This window comes from Pectobacterium parvum (assembly GCF_020971565.1).
GTDB lineage: Bacteria > Pseudomonadota > Gammaproteobacteria > Enterobacterales > Enterobacteriaceae > Pectobacterium > Pectobacterium polare.
Genome location: NZ_CP087392.1, coordinates 945,547 through 963,599 on the forward strand (window position 1 = coordinate 945,547; position 18,053 = coordinate 963,599).

The 18,053-nt window shown below is 56.3% G+C and carries 6 protein-coding genes; all 6 read left to right on the top strand.

The genetic code is table 11. The features are described 5' to 3' along the window. Window positions 1-37 precede the first annotated feature (37 nt). Window positions 38-9,754, top strand: coding sequence for a beta-propeller fold lactonase family protein (locus LOZ86_RS04305; protein WP_230242867.1), 9,717 nt, complete (start codon window positions 38-40; stop codon window positions 9,752-9,754). Between the two features lie 145 nt (window positions 9,755-9,899). After that, window positions 9,900-11,690, top strand: a complete 1,791-nt coding sequence (locus LOZ86_RS04310) for a TolC family protein (RefSeq protein ID WP_230242868.1) — start codon at window positions 9,900-9,902, stop codon at window positions 11,688-11,690. Continuing rightward, window positions 11,690-12,445 carry an efflux RND transporter periplasmic adaptor subunit gene (locus LOZ86_RS04315; RefSeq protein WP_165708446.1) on the top strand — a complete coding sequence of 252 codons (756 nt, stop codon included), beginning with the start codon at window positions 11,690-11,692 and terminating at the stop codon, window positions 12,443-12,445. The genes LOZ86_RS04310 and LOZ86_RS04315 overlap by 1 nt, the downstream gene beginning before the upstream one ends. Then, window positions 12,442-13,797 carry an efflux RND transporter periplasmic adaptor subunit gene (locus tag LOZ86_RS04320; protein ID WP_039485803.1) on the top strand — a complete coding sequence of 452 codons (1,356 nt, stop codon included), beginning with the start codon at window positions 12,442-12,444 and terminating at the stop codon, window positions 13,795-13,797. The genes LOZ86_RS04315 and LOZ86_RS04320 overlap by 4 nt, the downstream gene beginning before the upstream one ends. 2 nt (window positions 13,798-13,799) lie before the next feature. Beyond that, on the top strand, window positions 13,800-15,929 hold the full coding sequence (locus LOZ86_RS04325; RefSeq protein ID WP_230243149.1) for an HlyD family efflux transporter periplasmic adaptor subunit: 2,130 nt from the start codon (window positions 13,800-13,802) through the stop codon (window positions 15,927-15,929). A 324-nt stretch (window positions 15,930-16,253) separates the two neighbouring features. Then, window positions 16,254-17,984 (top strand): polysaccharide lyase family protein, encoded by a 1,731-nt coding sequence (locus tag LOZ86_RS04330; RefSeq protein ID WP_230242869.1) that lies wholly within the window; start codon window positions 16,254-16,256, stop codon window positions 17,982-17,984. Window positions 17,985-18,053: the final 69 nt, after the last annotated feature.

Below are 18,053 nucleotides of genomic sequence, written 5' to 3' on the forward strand. Positions count from 1 at the left end.
GACGCGATTTGCCCCTTTCATTACAGGACATGACACGATGACTTTTTCCCGCTCAAAATCTGGTTCAGGCTTAACGCGCACGCCGCGTCAGGCGTGGGTATTGGAACCGCGCATGATGTTTGACGCCGCTGCCGTGGTCACTGCGGTAGATGTGGCTGCGCACGTCGCGGCAACGGATACCGCGCCCGGCGTTGATGCCACGCCCGTTAAGGCGACGGTCACCATCACCGACAGCAGCGACAGCTTCCAACCGGTCGATCTGTTCAGCGACGTTCGCGTATCGGCAGGTAATGACGGGCAGGAACTGAAAGATCTGGTGATTACCGTCAACCGTACGGGCGCGAATCAGGCACTAGTCATCGACGGTAAAAGTATTACGCTGGAATCAGGGAGTGGGACGACGCGCGCGGAAGGGGATGGCTTTTCATACCGCGTGGCAGTGAGCGGCGAAACCACGACGGTGACCGTTAATATCGACGGTTTCACCAATGACCTCGCGGATACAAGGGCGATGATTGACAGTATCGCCTACCAGCCGCTGGATAAAACCGTGGCAGGTGGTGACGTGGTGGTGACGCTGAAAAGCCTGAGTGATGAGGGCGGCGATGATACCGATACTGCCGATCTGAATATTCACGCTACTGTCACTATCGACAGCAAGATCAATGTAGCACCCGTGGTATCTGCATCGGATGCACCTGAACTGGCTGAACTCATTATTGTACCGGGTATGGAATCACCACAGGACGTGCGCTATTCCAGTACTGGCGATTATGCCTACGCCATCGGAAGTGATGGCACGCTGGGGGTCTTTACCGTAGGCGAACATGGCAAACTGACGTTGAGCCAAACGCTGAGCGGCATCAGTGCGCTCAAGGATGTGAAAGAGGTCGCACTGAGTGCGGACAACCGTTCGCTATATGCCATTACCGGCAGTAGCGATATTGTCGCGCTTAGCCTTGACGAAAACGGGCAGGTGGTTCGACTCAGCGGCAGCGACGAACAGCCGGTGTATACCCAAGCCATCTCTTCGCAAAACGGCAATATTACCGGACTGGCCGTCTCCGGTGATGGTACCCAGGTTTATATCGCCACGCAGTGGAATGGTATGGTCACTTTTACTCGCGATGCGACGACGGGTGGTCTGACGCTTCTTCAGCGCGTGAGTGACAGCGGGATCGAACGCAGCGGTATTGTCGCGAGCAGCGGTAACTATGTTGTCACTATCGGAATGGGGGCGAAGCATACGCTGTCGGTTTTCCAACGGGGCGAGGACGGAACATTAACGTCTGTTGCCACTCTGGAAACGTCTGGGGAAGGTTATGGGGCGGTAGAGTATCAACTGGCGATCTCGAAGGATCAGCAGTTCATCTACATTGCCGATCCTGACAGCGGCGAAATCAGCGTCTATCAACTGCGTGACGGAACTGATGGGAAAACGTTGGTTCACACGGACACGAAAACGCTGGAAGGTGTCAACGCGCTCTATTTTAACGCCAACGGCAGCCAGCTTTATGCGCTGAGCAGCGAAGGCGAGTTGCAGATTTATAGCGTCAACGCATCGACGGGGGCGCTGACAGAAAGTGGCCAGATTAAGAATATTGGCGATACGCGCGGCATGGTGTTTTCGCCCGATGGACAATCACTTCTGATTGCCGGTGAGAGCATTCAGCGCTTTAGCGCATTACGCACTTATCTCTACGGCAGCGACTTACCGTTTGCCGATCATATCGCACTTTCTGATAGCAATCTGGATGTGTTAAACGGCGGTGCCGGCAACTATAACGGCGCTGTGGTGACTATCGGTCGTGAAGCGCCTTCCGCAGACGATAGATTTGGCCTAAGTGCAGGCAACAACCTGACGCTGCAAGATGGCAAAGTTCTACAATCAGGCACAGAGATTGGGACGTTCACGCAGAATCAGGGCGTGCTCAGCGTGACGTTTACCGCTGATGTGACGAAAGAAACGGCTAATAACGTCCTGAAGCAGATTACCTATCGCAACGTCGGCAGCCAGAGTGCGGCCGAAACCGTCGTGCTCGCGGTGACGGCGAACGATGGCGAGCTGAACAGCACGGTGACGACTGTCGCGCTATTGCTGACCGCTAACAGTGCGCCAGCGTTGGTCAGTCAGGGCGGAAGTAACCTGACGCTGGATACGCGCGGTGCTTCCGTTACGTTGTTCAAAAATACCGCGATTAACACCGGAGAAGCCGGACAGGCGCTGACAAAATTGTCGATCGGGATTGATGGCCTTAATAGTCCGCATCAGGAATACCTGACGGTGGATGGTACGATCATCGATCTGAGTAAGGATAGCGCTGGCACCACGGCTAGCGGTTACCAGTATACCTACACCTATAACGCCCTGAGCGGTGAGTCTTCACTGGTGCTGAGCAGCGTTCAGGGCATCAGCAGCATGGCGATGATGACGCTGGTCGACGGTCTGAGCTATTCGGCTGGTAAAGAGAGCACCAGCGCCAGCGGCTTGCGTACTATTACGCTAACCGAGTTGCAGGATAACGGCGGTACCGCCAATGGCGGAAGTGATACCGCGACGCTGACGGTATCGGGTAGCGTTAATCTGGCCTTCAATGAACTGCCGACGATCGAGGCGACCTATTCCCCTGACGCCACGCTGTTTTACAACGCGGGTACGCTAAGCGGCTACAACGAGCGCGTTTCGGCGATCAGTGTCTCTCAGGATGGTAAAACTCTGTTGGTCACTGGCAGCGAAGAGAACAATAACAGCGGCAAGACCTATCTGCGTGTTTACGCGCGTGAAACGGAAACCGGCGAATTAACGCTGCTACAAAGTTTCACGCAGGGCGAACAGGACGATCCGTCCACCTCTGCGATTGAAGTTAACGGTCTGAACACTATCACCACGCTGGTGCAGTCGAACGATGGCTCCAGCGTGTATGTGGCGGGAGGAAGCGGAAGCGCCTACTCGCTGGTGCAGTTTAGCCGCGATACCACGACAGGCCAACTGAGCTATGTCGGGATTGTTGCCACGCAGGACGTGAATGGCGTCAGTGGTCTGGATGCGGCGATTTCTGAGATCGTGCTGTCCGACGATGGCACCTCGCTGTATGCCATTAACGGCGTGACGCCAGTCGATGGCGCAACCACTAAAAACGCTGTCGTTTTCTTCTCGCGCGATACCACCTCCGGTGCGCTGACGTTTGTCGGTTCACTGGTTGGCAGCGACACGATCCCACTGAAAAGCCCAAGTGGCATCGTGCTGTCCAGCGATGGCACATCGGCTTATATCTCCAATCTGGGGAACAACAGCATTACCGTACTGTCGCGCGATGCTGAATCGGGTACCCTGGATTACGTCACCACGATCAATAAAAGCACCATAGCGGCTGATGCGAACAGCGCGGAGATTCCGAAAGACGATCGTTACCTCAATGGATTGCAGGATATCGTTATCTCACCGGATAACCGCTTTGTGTACGTATCGTCAAACTCACAGGGCACCGTGTCGATTTTCAGTCGTGATAGGGATTCAGGTGAATTGACCTACGCTGGGACATTGGATTTGTATAATGCAGGCCATATCCCTGCGAATGCGCTGTCGTTACGTGAAATGGTGATTTCTGAGGATGGATCGGCACTGTATGTCGCAGCGTTCGGCAGTAAGTCACTACTGGTATTTAGTCGCGATAGCGATTCCGGCGCGTTAACGTACCGCAATAGCGTTGAACTCTCGGTTAACACCATCAACCATCTCGCCGTCAGTGCAGATGGCAAGAATATTTATGCCGGGGTCAGTACGTTCTTCGCCGGGCTGAACGTGCTCACTGCGGCCGCACATGCATCTTATAGTCACACGGCGGAGATGCCGTTTACCACGAGCGTCACGCTGTCAGACCGAGAACTGGATGCTGCCGATGACTACAATGGCGCGACGATCGCGATTAGTCGTAATGGCGACGCATCGGCAAATGACCATTTTGCTTTCCAGAGCGGAGGCGGCCTGACGCTGTCCGGTAGCGACATTCAGTATCAGGGCGCGACAATCGCCACTTTTAGCGTGAGCGAAGGCACGGCGAAGATTGTCTTTACCGACAGCGTGACTAAAACGGTCGCCAATCAGGTTCTGCATCAGGTGACTTATCGCAACGGCGGCGATACGGCAGGCTCCTCTATCCCGCTGAAAGTCACCTTTAGCGATGGTTCTAAGGATACGAGCCTGATGTTGACGCTGGTGCCGAATAAGCCGCCTGTGGTGGATAACGATGAGTACACCCCGCCGTCTGCGACGGCAGGGCAATCGTATACCGAAGATCTGCCAGAAAACCTATTCCTCGATCCTAAAAATGGCGCGCTGACGTGGCAGGTCAGCGGCCTTCCTGCTGGGCTAACCTTCGATTCAGACACACGCACGATTTCCGGTACGCCAGCGCTCAATGGTGCGGGAAGCTTCTCTATTACCGTCGTGGCGACCGATGTATCGGGTGAACAGGCGGAGCAGACGATTACGCTGACTATTGCCTCCGATCCTGCACAAATGCCGGCGCTCGGCGGTGAGTCCAGCTCTCTTCAGAATGACTATGCCCTTGATGGCTATGACTCCAATAATTATGTTGATGTGCTGACAGGCGTAAAAGACAGCCAACTGTCCGCGGATGGCAAAACGCTCTATGTCGTGAGCTCACCTGATAGTGGGTCAGCGGTACTGAGCGTCTTTGTGCGCAATGCGGAAGGGAAATTCACCCTGTCGCAAACCTTCTTCAACTACCGCTCCGTCTACAACAATGAGACAGAGCAAACCGATAACGTTGTGGATAATGCCGGATTGGCCGGTGCATCAGATGTGATTCTGTCTTCTGATGGACAGTACCTGTATGTGGTGGGTAGCGAAGGCAATGCAGTCACGATCTTCAGCGTTGGCAGCGACGGTGAACTGACGCAAGCCGGTATCCTTGATCAAACGTTGCTGGGCGATCATTCGCTGGACGTGCGCTCCCATATTGTTTCGCAAGGCGATTACCTCTATATAACGGCTGCTCAGTCCAACAGCGATACTGACGGCCGCAGCGTGCTGGTGTTTAAGCGCGGGGCGGACGGTACGCTAGCGGTGGTTTCTCAGGCCGATAATCTGATCGGTGCGAGTCGTCTTGTGCTGGATCCAACCGGGCGTTATTTGTTTGTTGCCGGCGCTGGGGATGCGGTCGGAGTCACCGCGTTCAGCATCGATGTGGAAGGCAAACTGAGCCAGCTTTCCCAGATTCGTGCTGAAGGTGACAACCTGTACTACATCCGTTCGCTGGCTCTTTCTCCTGACGGTAAAACCCTATATGCGATTAATTCCGATGGGGAAAATCACACGCTGAATACCATCACGGTGGGAGCTGATGGGGCGCTGACGCTTTCAGAAACAACGGCAATCACCGATGACGGTGGCGATTCCGGCGAGGCGTTAGCGACCGATCTGGTCGTTTCTGCCGATGGCACAGCCCTGTTCGTGATCGGGAAGAACATTTCTGTATTCTCCCGCGCGGACGATGGCAGCCTGACGCTGAAAGACACCCTTAGCGGTGGTTGGGATAGCCCGATTGGCATTTCTTTCTCCGATCTGCAAAAGGTGGAACTGAGTGCTGATGGCAAGCAGCTCTACCTGATTGGTGGCGATAAGGTCCATGTTCTGAATGTCGGCATCGCCGGTGCAAGCTATACCGAAGGTAACGATGCCACAGTGCTACTGCCGTCTGGTCGTCTGTCCGATCCGCAGCTCGATGCGTTAAATAACGGTGTGGGTGATTATCGCGGTGCCAGTATCACCGTTGGTCGGGAAAATGGTGGGCTACCGGAAGATACCTTTGGTTTTAAGGCCGAAAACGGTTTAACGCTTGATGGCAACACTATCCTGAAAGGTGGCGTCGCGATCGCGACCTTTAAGCAAGTGGATGGGGCGCTGACGATTAAATTTATCGCAGCGGTAACCAAAACCGATGCGCAGAATGTGCTGCGCCAGATTACCTACCAGAACACCAGTCAGGATCCTGAACAAGCAGGATCGTCGCCGACCTTCACTTTCAGTATTAATGACGGTGACAATAACACCGCTAACATGGATATCACCGTCAATCTCGTTGGCGTGAACGATCCGGCGATATTGAATACAACGGTGCTCAACCCACAGGTTCCGGGCAACGGTGAATTCGTTAAGCTGTTTAAAGATACCCAAATTGACACCATTGAGAGCGGACAAACCCTCTGGCAGGTCGTGTTAACGTTTGATGTCTCAGGGCCTAACGAAACGATTAGCGTGGATGGCAGCACGATTGTGCTCGAAAAATCCAATGGTGTTCCACGCACCGCCAGCGGCTTGCAATATTCTGTTGATGTGAAGGACGGTAAAGCGACGGTCCTCCTGTATGTCGGGAGAGACGCGAGTGGAACCGCCGAGATTATTGACAGCATCGGCTACAACTATCTGGGCAACGCCCCCAGCGGGGAACGCCATGTCACCCTGATGATCAAGGAAAATAGCTATAACGGCACCGCACCGGAAACTAAACTGAATCAGACGATTACGCTGACGCTGGTGCCTGCGGCAGAAGCCAATACTGCGCCGGTCATTACGATTCCGGGGACGACACCAGCATATACCGAACGTACCGATCCTATCGTCTTGGCACCGGATGCGACGGTGTCTGATGCACAGATGGATAAACTCAACGGTGGTAACGGCAACTACGACGGTGCGACGCTGAAAATTACGCTGGGTGACGGTAAAACGTCACTGGATAAGCTGGGCTTCAGTGCTGAAAAAAGTGCTGATAACGGTCTAACGTTATCGGGCAATACGCTTCAGAAAGACGGCGTCACTATTGGTCAGGTCAGTAACCAGGATGGCGTACTGACGATTCGCTTTAACGCAAATGCAGGCACGATCCCGACCACGGAAGATGTGCAGAATACGCTGCGCCAGATTACCTACGCCAGCGACAGCCGTACGCCAGTCGCGCAGGTTGCGGTGACGGTGACGCTGTCCGACCGCTATCTGGACTCTCAGGTTATGACGTTGTCAGTGGCGATTACGGCTATCAACGACACGCCGGTTGTGGTGAACGATCCCGTGCTCTCTGCCGATGAACTGCGTCTGGTGAATACCTACACCGCCGTTAGCGGTCTGGGCACGCTAACGGCTGCCGCCCGCACGACAGATGGGTTGGCGCTGTATGTCAGCGATGATAAAGGCGCGATTGCCTTATTCCAGCGTGATGCGAACAGCGGCGAATTAACCTATGTGCGCACCTTCGCCGCCGCAGAGGGCGTGACAGGAATAAGCCAACTACAGGTTTCCGCCGAGGGTAACAGCGTGTATGCGCTGCGTGCCGATGGCAATGCGATTGTCTGGTTTAGCCGGGATGCGAACGGTGAATTGACCCATAAGGCCACGATAGAAAGTGATTATGATATCGATGAGGGTAATCTCTATAACATCAACGGGATTGCTCTGTCTGATGACGGGAAAAACCTTTATCTCATCAACAGCTACAGCGGACAGTTAGCCTATTTCAGCCGCGATACTGCGACCGGTGCATTAACCTATGTTGAGGCGCTGGGCGGTAGTATGTGGAGCGAGCCTTACCTGTGGGCCCCGACCAGCATCCTCAGCCGCGGTAATCTGTTGTTTGTTACCACGGCAACCAACGACACCTCGACAGTGATTGTTTATCAGCGCGACGACAGCGGCAAACTGACGCCGTTAGGACATGTCCGCGACTTTACCGATGCCACAGGCAATACGGTGCAGCTCTCAGGGCTGGATCAGATAACGGTCAGCGCCGATGGCCGCAGCATCTTTGTCGCCAACGCAGAGCACATTGATGCCTTCTCGCTGGATACCGCTACGGGAACCTTCACGCATCTGGCTCGCGTCGCGGCCGAAGGCACGGTGAGTGATATCGCTCTTTCTGCGGATGCACGGGTGCTGTACGTCACGCAAAGTGACGGGGCGCTCACTCGCTATGTATTGAACGGCGAGACGCTGACAAAACTCGATACGCTGAAAAACGAGGGTACAGGCTTCACTCATCTGCTGCCGGTTGACGGTGGTCTGATTACGCTTGGCAACGGCGTGTCGGTGCTGGATGAGGCTTCTCGCCTGCCAGTTTATCGCGTTGATGGCCCAGCGGTGATTGTCGCGCCTTCTATCGTTCTCAGTGATGCAGAACTGGATGCACTGAGCGGCGGGGTAGGAAATTATCAGGGTGCCTCCATCACGCTACAGCGCGGTGAAACGGCCTCAATAAGCGATCGCTTCGATTTTACTGCGGGTAACGGTTTCACCTTAGCGAATGGCGTCATTAGCAAAGACGGGCAAGCGGTAGCCACCTTCGCGCAGGCGGACGGCAAGCTCACCGTGGTCTTCACGGCTGCCCTTTCCCGCGCAGATGCGACAGCGCTGGCTCGCCAGATTAGCTGGGCGACGAGCGCCCCGCTGACGGGGAGCGCGACATCGCTGACGCTGGTGCTTAATGACGGTGCAGCCGATTCTGCGGCGCAGGCGCTCGGCGTTACGCTGTCGAGAGAGGTGAACCTGCCGCCGGTTGGTCATGCAGAGCAGTTCACTCCGCCAACGGCACAGGCTGGTGCCAACTGGTCCTATACCTTACCGGGTACGCTATTTACCGATCCTGAAAATAATGCGCTGACGTTTACCGTTGATGGTGCGCAACTGCCAGAAGGCGTGCGTTTTGATAGTGCAACACGGACGTTCAGCGGCACGCCGTCAGCGGCCGGTTTATTTAATCTGACCATTACCGCCACGGACAGTGCAGGCAACGCGACGGCGTTGAATGTGGCGTTAACGGTCAATGCTGCTTCAACGCCAGTCGATCCCGGCACACCGACAGAGCCAGCCAATCCTGATAACACCGCGACAGCGGCACCAGTAATTCTGGTGCAGCAGGGCGTGAGTCTGCCCGTTGATGCAGGCGAAAGAGAACGCGAACAGCCGCTGGGCGCGATCGTCGCCGATTTGTCTCGCCAAGATTCGCAGCCGTTACCGAACAATATCGTTGCCGAACCTGTGCGTCAGCGCGATGCCGGTACGGCACGTCAGTCGGATGCCCCTTGGGTGCTCGATCCGGTGATGTCATCGCTGATGCCGACGCTGGAGCAGGTCAACTTCTCTTCGCGCGCTGAAGCGTCTATGCGCGATAACACCGCGCTGCGTCCGGCGGATTCCAACTTATTCCTGAGCGTGCGCGGTCAAACAACAGCGCTGGAATCGGCTTTCAGCAGCGTGCAGGGCGCGTTACAGCCGGATGCCTCCGGCGCGCTCGCCTTTAGCCTGCCGCAGCGCATGTTTAACGTGCGTGAAGGCAACGCCACGCTGACGCTGCAACTGGCGAACGGGCGTCCGCTGCCTGCGTGGGTGCAGTTCGATGCCCGCAACGGCGTGGTGCGCATTACCGATGCCAGCGCGGTGCAGGTTAATCAGATCCAACTGGCGCTGAAAGCGCAGGCCGCAGACGGCACCAGCCGGATTGTACCGATTACGCTGCAAACCGGGCAGGGTGGTGGCGCAGAGATGGCAACTGACCGTGGCGCGATGCAGCTGCCTGCACATTCTGTTGTCCCCACAGCCGCAGACCCGGCTGAAAACCGGAATGCAGAACGGTTAGCGCCAGCGGGGAAAACCGCCTTTACCGAACAACTGCGCCAGCATCAGCCTGAACAGGATGCGCTGCTGGCGGCGCTCAGTGAACTGAGCAGCCTGCGCGCGTAACCAAGCGCAAACCTGGTAAAGCGCAGATCGAATACCGAGACGAGATTTTATTACTTAACCACTAACCCGGGCGCTTGCAGGTGGTAACCAAACCACCGCCTGCAAGATGAAGGGAACAGACAAATAGAAGATGGGGAGAACCCGGGTGAATCAGCACATAGCGCATTTCTGGGATAGCCAGCAACACGACAGTCAGCAGCAGAACGTTCAACACGAGGCGACACCACGTACCGCGGGTTCCCGGGCGTTACGGATCGCGGTGGCTCTTGCCTGTCTGGGGCTGGCTGGCTGTGCCGTCAAACCTGAGCCGGTGACGATCGAACAGCAGGTCGCACAGGCGCTGAGCGACAGAACGCAGATGTTCGCCAATCAGGAACCGGTACGTGGCACGATCACGCTGGATGAGGCGATTGCCCGTGCGCTGAAATATAACCTGCAACAGCGGGTCGCACTGCTGGAACAGGCGATGGAAGATGACCTGTTGGGCGTACAGAATCTGGATATGCTGTTACCGAAACTGACCGCGCGCGCTGGGTTACAAACCCGCGATAACGTGGCCGGTTCCAGCAGCCAGTCGGTCACCACTGGACGGCAGTCGCTGGAAGCGTCCACCAGTCAGGATCAGACCATGCGCACCGCCGATCTGACGATGAGCTGGAACGTGCTGGACTTCGGTATCAGTTATTTCAACGCCAAAGTACAGGCGAACAAATCACTGGCGGCGGAAGAGCGTCGTCGTCGAGTAGTTGCGGATATTACCCGTCAGGTGCGGACGGCCTACTGGGAAGCGGCAACGGCACAGCGTTTGCAGCCAGAAGTGACTACGGCGCTGACGCAGGCGCGTCAGGCGCTGGAATATGCGCGTCAGACCGAACAACAGCGTCTGCTGGCACCGGTTGAGGCGCTGCGTTTCCAGAAAAACATGCTGGAGATGGTGCGTCAGTTAGAGATCGTCGACAGCGATCTGGTGGTGGCGAAATCCCGTCTGGCGGCGCTGATGAACCTGCCGCCGTCAAGCAAATACGATGTCGTCGTGCCGAGCGAAAGCAGTCTGGTTGCGCCTAAGATGGCCTACTCGCTCGACGATTTGGAAAACTTCTCGATGGTTAAACGCCCGGAAGTGCGAGAAGAGAGCTATCTGGCACGCAATAGCGTACTGGAAACCCGTAAATCGCTGCTGCGACTGCTGCCGGGCGTGTCACTGTTTGCCGGTATCAACGGTGACAGCAACAGCTATCTGGTTAATCACCAGTGGGCGAACGCAGGCGTTCAAGTCAGTGGCAACCTGCTGAACGTGCTGTCGTGGTCATCGGTGAAACGTGCCGGACAGGCGAATGAAGATTTGGCGGAAGTTCGTCGTCAGGCGCTGCGCATGGCCGTGCTGACACAGGTGAACGTCGCCTGGCAGGAATACCAGCAGAGCACGCGGATGTTCGGTCGCTATCAGGAACTGGCAAGAATTCAGCGCGGCATTCTTAATCAGACCACGCTCAGCGTACAGCATCGTGCCGAAACGCAGATGGAACAGGTGCGCGTCAGCACGGAAACCATTCTGACCACCCGCGCGCGTGACCGCAGCTTTGCCGATGTGCAGAACTCGCTGGGTGCGGTGTATCAGGCTGCCGGGCTGGATGTGCTGCCGGATAACGTGAATGATGTCAGTCTGGCGGCGCTGAGCAGCTCAATTGCCCGCACCACGGGTAACCTTGAGAAAGGCGGCGTTGCGGTACCACGTCTGTCTCTGGCAACACCGGCTACGCCTGCCACCACGACGGCTTCGGCTAAAACAGCATCCACTCCATCCGTAGCACCTGTTGTGACGCCGATTGCCTCGTCTGCTGCGACATCATCGGCTGGCGCGGGTAAGCCTTATCGCGTGGTGAACACGGACATGTGGGATAACCTGCAATCCCTACAGGCGGGAGGTTCGCGTTAATGGCTTTCGGCATAATGCGTCCGCTATTGCTGGTCAGTGTGTTAGGTCTGCCCCTGTTGGGGCAGGCTGTGACAACGGGAGACATTCGTGTACAGCTTAGCGCACAGCGCTATACCGTGTTATCCAGCGAAATTGCGGGGAAAGTGACGGATATTGCGGTGAAAGAGGGCGAACACTTCAAGCAGGGCGATACGCTGGTGACGTTTGACTGCACCGTGCTGCGTGAAAAACTGAACTACTCAAACGCCGCAGAGAATGCTGCGCGTAAGAAGCTGGCGATTGCCGATCGGCTGGATAAGCTCAATTCGATCAGCCTGTCGGATGTCGATCAGGCGCGATCGTCGGTGTCGATGGCGCAGGCAGAAAGCGGCGTCAATCGTGCCATGCTGCAACGTTGTGTCATTAAAGCGCCATTCTCCGGTCGTGTGACGGAAACCAAGGTGAAGCGTTGGGAATCCGTGCCGGAAGGCAAAGAACTGTTAGCGATTTATGATGACAGCGCGTTCGAGCTGGAAATGATCGTGCCGTCGCGCTGGCTGGTGTGGTTAAAGCAGGGTAGCGCCTTTCAGGTCGTGTTGGATGAAACCGGTCTGAGCTATCCGGCGGAAATCAGCCGCCTTTCTTCGGCGATCGATCCGGTTAGTCAGTCGGTAAAAGTCTTTGGCCGCATTACCCAGTCTACCGCTGGATTGCTGCCGGGCATGAGCGGCGTGGCACAAATCGTACCGCCTGATGCCGGTAGCGTATCGCCATGATCGAACGGAACACGACGGCAGCACAAACGGAGCAGGATACCCGGCTGGCTTTGCTGGCCGAACTGTTGCAGCTGCAAAGCCGTGCCAGAGCGCGTGAAACGCTGGATGAGCTGGCGTTTTTTATCGTCAACGAGACGCATAATTTAGTGAAGTATCGGCAGGCGCTGCTGTGGGACTGCGATAAACAGCGCTTGCAGGCGGCTTCTGGGCTGGCCTCGCTCGATCACAACGCGCCGTTTTGTACCGAATTTAGCCGCCTGTGCCGCCAGTGGCAGGAAGAAGGGCGTCAAACGCAGGCGCTGCAATGCCGCGAGCTGCCTGCCGATGACCAGATTTTGTGGCAGGAGCATCTGCCAGAATTTTTACTCTGGCTGCCGCTGCGTTTACCGCAGGGCGATACGCCACTGGTGTTGGTGCTAGCGCGGGACAGCGCGTGGCTGCCGGCCGAGATCGTGCTGCTGGAGAAACTGGCAGATGCCTACGCGCACGCTTGGTCGAGCCTGTGCAAGGTACGCCGTCGCCCGTCAAAAACGCCGCCTGCCAGACGCCGTTTGATCGTTGCTGCGATCGTGGTGCTGGTACTGATCTTGTTGATCCCGGTTCGCCAGTCGGTGCTGGCTCCGGCAGAGATCGTCGCGCATCGTCCTGTGATGGTGCGCGCGCCCGTGGCGGGCGTGGTGGATGACATACTGGTTCGCCCTAATCAGACCGTCAGCGCTAATCAGCCGCTGGTACGACTGGACGTGCGCGAATTGGAAAATCGCTTGGAATCGGCCCGACAGGCTTTTGCTACCGCCGATGCTCAGTATCGTCAGGCGCAGCAGCAGGCGCTGTTCGATGCTAACAGCAAAGCCAGTCTGGCCGTGCTGCAAAGCCGTCGCGAACAGGCGCAGAGCGACATGGATTTTCTGCAACGCCAGCAGGAACGCATGCAGCTCGCTTCCCCGCGTGACGGCGTGGCGATTTTTGACGATAGCAGCGACTGGATTGGGCGCTCGGTGGCGGTGGGGGAACGCATCATGATGATCGCCGATCCGCACGATGTTGAGCTGGAGATCCAGTTGCCTGCGGCGGATGCGATTGCGCTGGAAAACGGTGCGGACGTGCGCCTGTTCCTCAATGTGGCGCCGAATTCGGCACAGGAAGCGCGGCTTGAACAGATTGGCTATCGCGCCGCACCGACGCCGGATAATGTGATGGCCTATCGGCTACGAGCTCGCTTTACGCAGGATGACCCGCAGCTGCGCGTGGGCCTGAAGGGAACCGCTAAATTGTACGGGAAACGCACGGTATTGTTCGTTTACCTGCTACGTAAACCGCTGGCCTCCCTGCGCGTTTGGCTGGGTGTCTAATGATGGCCGGAGGCGCGACGCCAGCCGCTGGACTTAGCCCGCTGCGCGATGAATTGATCCTGCACGCCGGACCGGCTAACCGTGATGGATCGCCCAGTTGGACGCTGGAAGATCCGCTGCGCGGTCTCTATTTTCGTATCGGCTGGGCAGAAATGGCGATGCTATCGCGCTGGTCGATGGGGAACGCGGCGCAGATCGTGGCCGAGATTAACCAGACTTCTGCACTGGCGCTTGATGACAGCGATGTGCAGTACTTCAATCGTTTCTTGCAGGCCAATAGCCTGACGCGCGTTTCCGGCGATGACGCGCTGGCGCAGTTTTCTCGTCAGGTGGAACAGTCACGTGTTTCGATCTGGCGCAAACTGCTGAAGAACTATCTGTTTTTTCGTATCCCCTTATGGCACCCCGATCGCTTTCTGGGCGCGACCCTACCGTGGGTCGAACCGTTTTTCAGCCGGACTTTTCTTAAACTGACGCTGCTGGTGGCCGTGCTGGGACTCTTCCTCGCCGGACGCCAATGGGAAACGTTCAAGCATACGTTTCTGCACTTCTTCACGCTGGAAGGCGCAGCGCTGGCGGGGCTGACGCTGTGCTTTACCAAGATCCTGCATGAATTCGGCCATGCCTACACCTGTAAGCGCTTTGGTGCGCGGGTTGCCACCATGGGCGTCGCCTTTCTGGTAATGATGCCGGTGTTGTATACCGATACGTCTGGCTCGTGGAAACTCACCCGCCGTCGGCAGCGGATGGCGATTGGCGCAGCGGGCATGATGACCGAACTGGTGCTGGCGGCGTGGGCGACGTTGGCATGGAGCTTCTTGCCGGACGGCATGCTACGCAGCGCTGCGTTTATGCTGGCGACGACGACCTGGATCATGACGCTGGCGATTAACCTTAGCCCGCTGATGCGCTTCGACGGCTATTTCCTGCTTTCCGATGGATTGCAGATGCCGAACCTGCAAAACCGAGGCTTCGCTATCGGCCGCTGGCAGATGCGCGAGTGGCTGTTCGGCTTAGGGGATGCGCCACCGGAGCACTTTCCGCGCTGGCTACAGCGTACGCTGGTGGGCTATGCCTTTGCAGTGTGGATATACCGTTTCTTCCTGTTTACCGGTATCGCGATTCTGGTTTACCACATGACGTTCAAACTGCTGGGGATGCTGCTTTTTGCGATTGAAATCGGCTACTTCGTGGTGATGCCGGTGGTGAATGAAGTGCGCGAATGGAGTAAACGCCGTAAGGACTACCGTATGAACCGTAATATGACGACAACGCTGGCTGTGAGCGCCGTGGTTCTGCTCTTGCTGATGATTCCCTGGCAGCGCGGCGTGTACGCCCCGGCGCTGCTGCGGGCGGAACAGCAAAGCAGCCTGTATATGCCCGTACCGGCGATGATTCAGCGCATTGACGTACAGGTTGGGCAGCCCGTGCACGCCGGGCAGACGCTGTTTACGCTGTCGTCTGACGCGCTGGCGCATGAACGGCAACAGCTGGAACGTCAGATTGCTACATTGAACTGGCAAAGCGCCTTTCAGGTATTCAACAAGGAAGCGGCTGGCGATCACCAGCGGGTGAAGCAGGAGCATGAAGCGGCGCTGCAAAAGTTACAGGTATTGCAGCGCCAATCTGAACAACTGACGGTGCGCGCGCCGATAGACGGCGTGGTGGCAGACATGGCGACGCCGCTGGAAACGGGCGAGTGGCTGGGGCAGGGCGAATGGCTGGCGGTCGTCACCAAGCCAACCGGCGGGCTAGTGGAAGCGTTCGTCTCGGAAAAAGACTGGCAGCGGCTCCACACGGGCGCAAAGGGGACGTTTTATTTACAGGATGTCAGCCGCTCGTCGCTGCCGCTCACGATTGTGGAGATTGCCAGCACGGCAACCCGCGATCTGAACGCCGCGCCGGAATTGGCATCAATTTATGGCGGCGATATTGCCACGCTGAGCGATGCACAGCGCAAGCTGCATCCTGAACAGGCCGTTTATCGCGTGCTGCTCAGTCTGCCTGACGACTATCGTGCTCAGCCGCAGGTGCTGCGCGGCACGGTGGTGATGGACGGTGAGGCGCAAAGCCTGTTGATTCGCGGCTGGAAAGTGGTGTCTGCCGTACTGATTCGCGAGCTGTCATTCTGATCAGTTTTGATTTCTGCGATGTCGATCCTGACTTTCTTCCCGCTATTGCCAGATTCTTGTTTGTTCTGGCAGTGGCGTGAAGGAGGGCGCTTATCTCTCTCGATTATGTTGTTCCCATCACGGCTATATATTTCAAATAACGGGAATTTTTTGAATATTTTAGGCTACATCCATGTTGGATATTAGGGGAAGCACGGTGATGAGGTTCCCGCAGGGATACCGCGCACCATGGTAGCCCCGTGTATCTCGATATTGAAGCGGCAGTAGCCTGAACGGATGCGATAAAAATTTCTGTCTAACCAATGGAACACAAGAGGGCTGACTGTGAAGCGATCTGTCTTGTTGTTGGTGGGGGCCATGCTGGCACCCTATGGCTATAGCGCGCAGGATAATGCGGTGTCGTTATCCGTTTCTGGTTTGAATACCGTTCTGGATAATGGCTTACTAAAAGTCGCGTTCGGGGAGGATGGCAGCGCGGTAAGCATGGTGACGGGAGGCAAAAATATCGTCACTAACCTGTCCGGCGCGGCGCGCGACCCAAGCAAAATGCGGAGCGCTTACCTCGATTACTATATTAACGATGTTCATGCTAAAGGCGTCAAAGATTTTGTCCCCGAGCGGGTAGAGGTGCTGCGCAACGATCGAGATATGGCGCATGTGGTCTATATCGACGATCGGGACGGGCTGTTACGGCTTGAATATCACCTGATTATGCGTCGCGGCGTTAGCGGGCTTTATAGCTATGTGGTGGCCGAGAATAGCGGAAGTCAGGACGTTAAAGTCAGTGAATTGCGTAACGTCTATCGCTTCGATCCCGCCCGGTTAGATCATCTCTACAACGGCGATCGTCAAGGTAAACCGCTACTCTACAGCCAGCTTGAAGCGTCGCCGAAGGTGCAGGATGAAACCTGGCGATTGCCGGATGGCAGCATTTATTCCAAATATGATTTTGCCGGTTACATGCGTGCCGCGCCTTTCTGGGGCGTTTTCGGTAATGGTGTGGGCGCGTGGCTGATTCATGGCAATCGGGAGTATTTCTCCGGCGATGCGCTCAAGCAGGATCTGCTGGTGCATCAGGATGCGATCATCCTGAACTACATGACGGGCTCGCACTTTGGCACGCCGGATATGGTAGCCCCGCCGGGCTGGAAAAAATTCTACGGTCCGTGGCTGCTGTATATCAATCAGGGCGATACCGAAAAAATATTGGCGGATGCTCAGCGTCAGGCGCTGACGGAAGCCGTCAACTGGCCGTATAACTGGGTCAACGATTCCCGCTATGCGCGCGATCGCACGCAGGTGAGCGGACGCGTTGCCAGCCAGCAGCCGGTGACCGTCGTGCTTTCGTCATCACTGGATGAACCGTTCGATGTGCAAACCCGTGGCTATTCGTATCAGGCAACCACGGATACTCAGGGGAATTTTGCAATCCCCTATGTTCGCCCGGGCAATTATCATCTGGCGGTATACGCCAACAGCGGTACGCAGCCTGGAATATTGGCAGAACAAACGCTGTCCGTTTCCGGTGATAAGCAATCGCTGCCTGTGATAACCCTACCGAAAGCCGAATCGGTTGTTTGGGCTATTGGACAGGCAAATCGGCAGGCTAGTGAATTCCGTTTTGGCAATGGGGCACGCAACACCCGCTGGCAGCATGAGGTTCCGGCAAACCTGACGTTTGATATTGGCCGCAGCGACTATCAGCACGACTGGTATTACGCGCAGATCAAACCGGGAAAATGGGACATCCGTTTTGCCCTGCAACCTGAGAAAAAAACCTATTTTCTGAATATCGCACTGGCGGCAGCGAGCAACAGCGGCATGAGTGAGCCGACCATGCCACAGCTGGCGATAACAGTGAACGGCAGCACGTTGGAGACGCTGACTTACGAAAACGACAAAGCCATTTATCGCGGAGCGCTACAGAGTGGTCGTTATCACATTGCCCGCATCCCTGTGTCATCCCGCTTTCTGAAAAACGGCAACAACACGATCACGCTGCAATTAAAAGGCGGCAGCGTGATGTATGACGTGGTGACATTAAGCGAGGAATAAATCCAGTTTTAACAAGGTGAAGCGCTGGGTTTCAAAGAAGAACTGGCCCGCATTTTGCGGGCCAGAGAG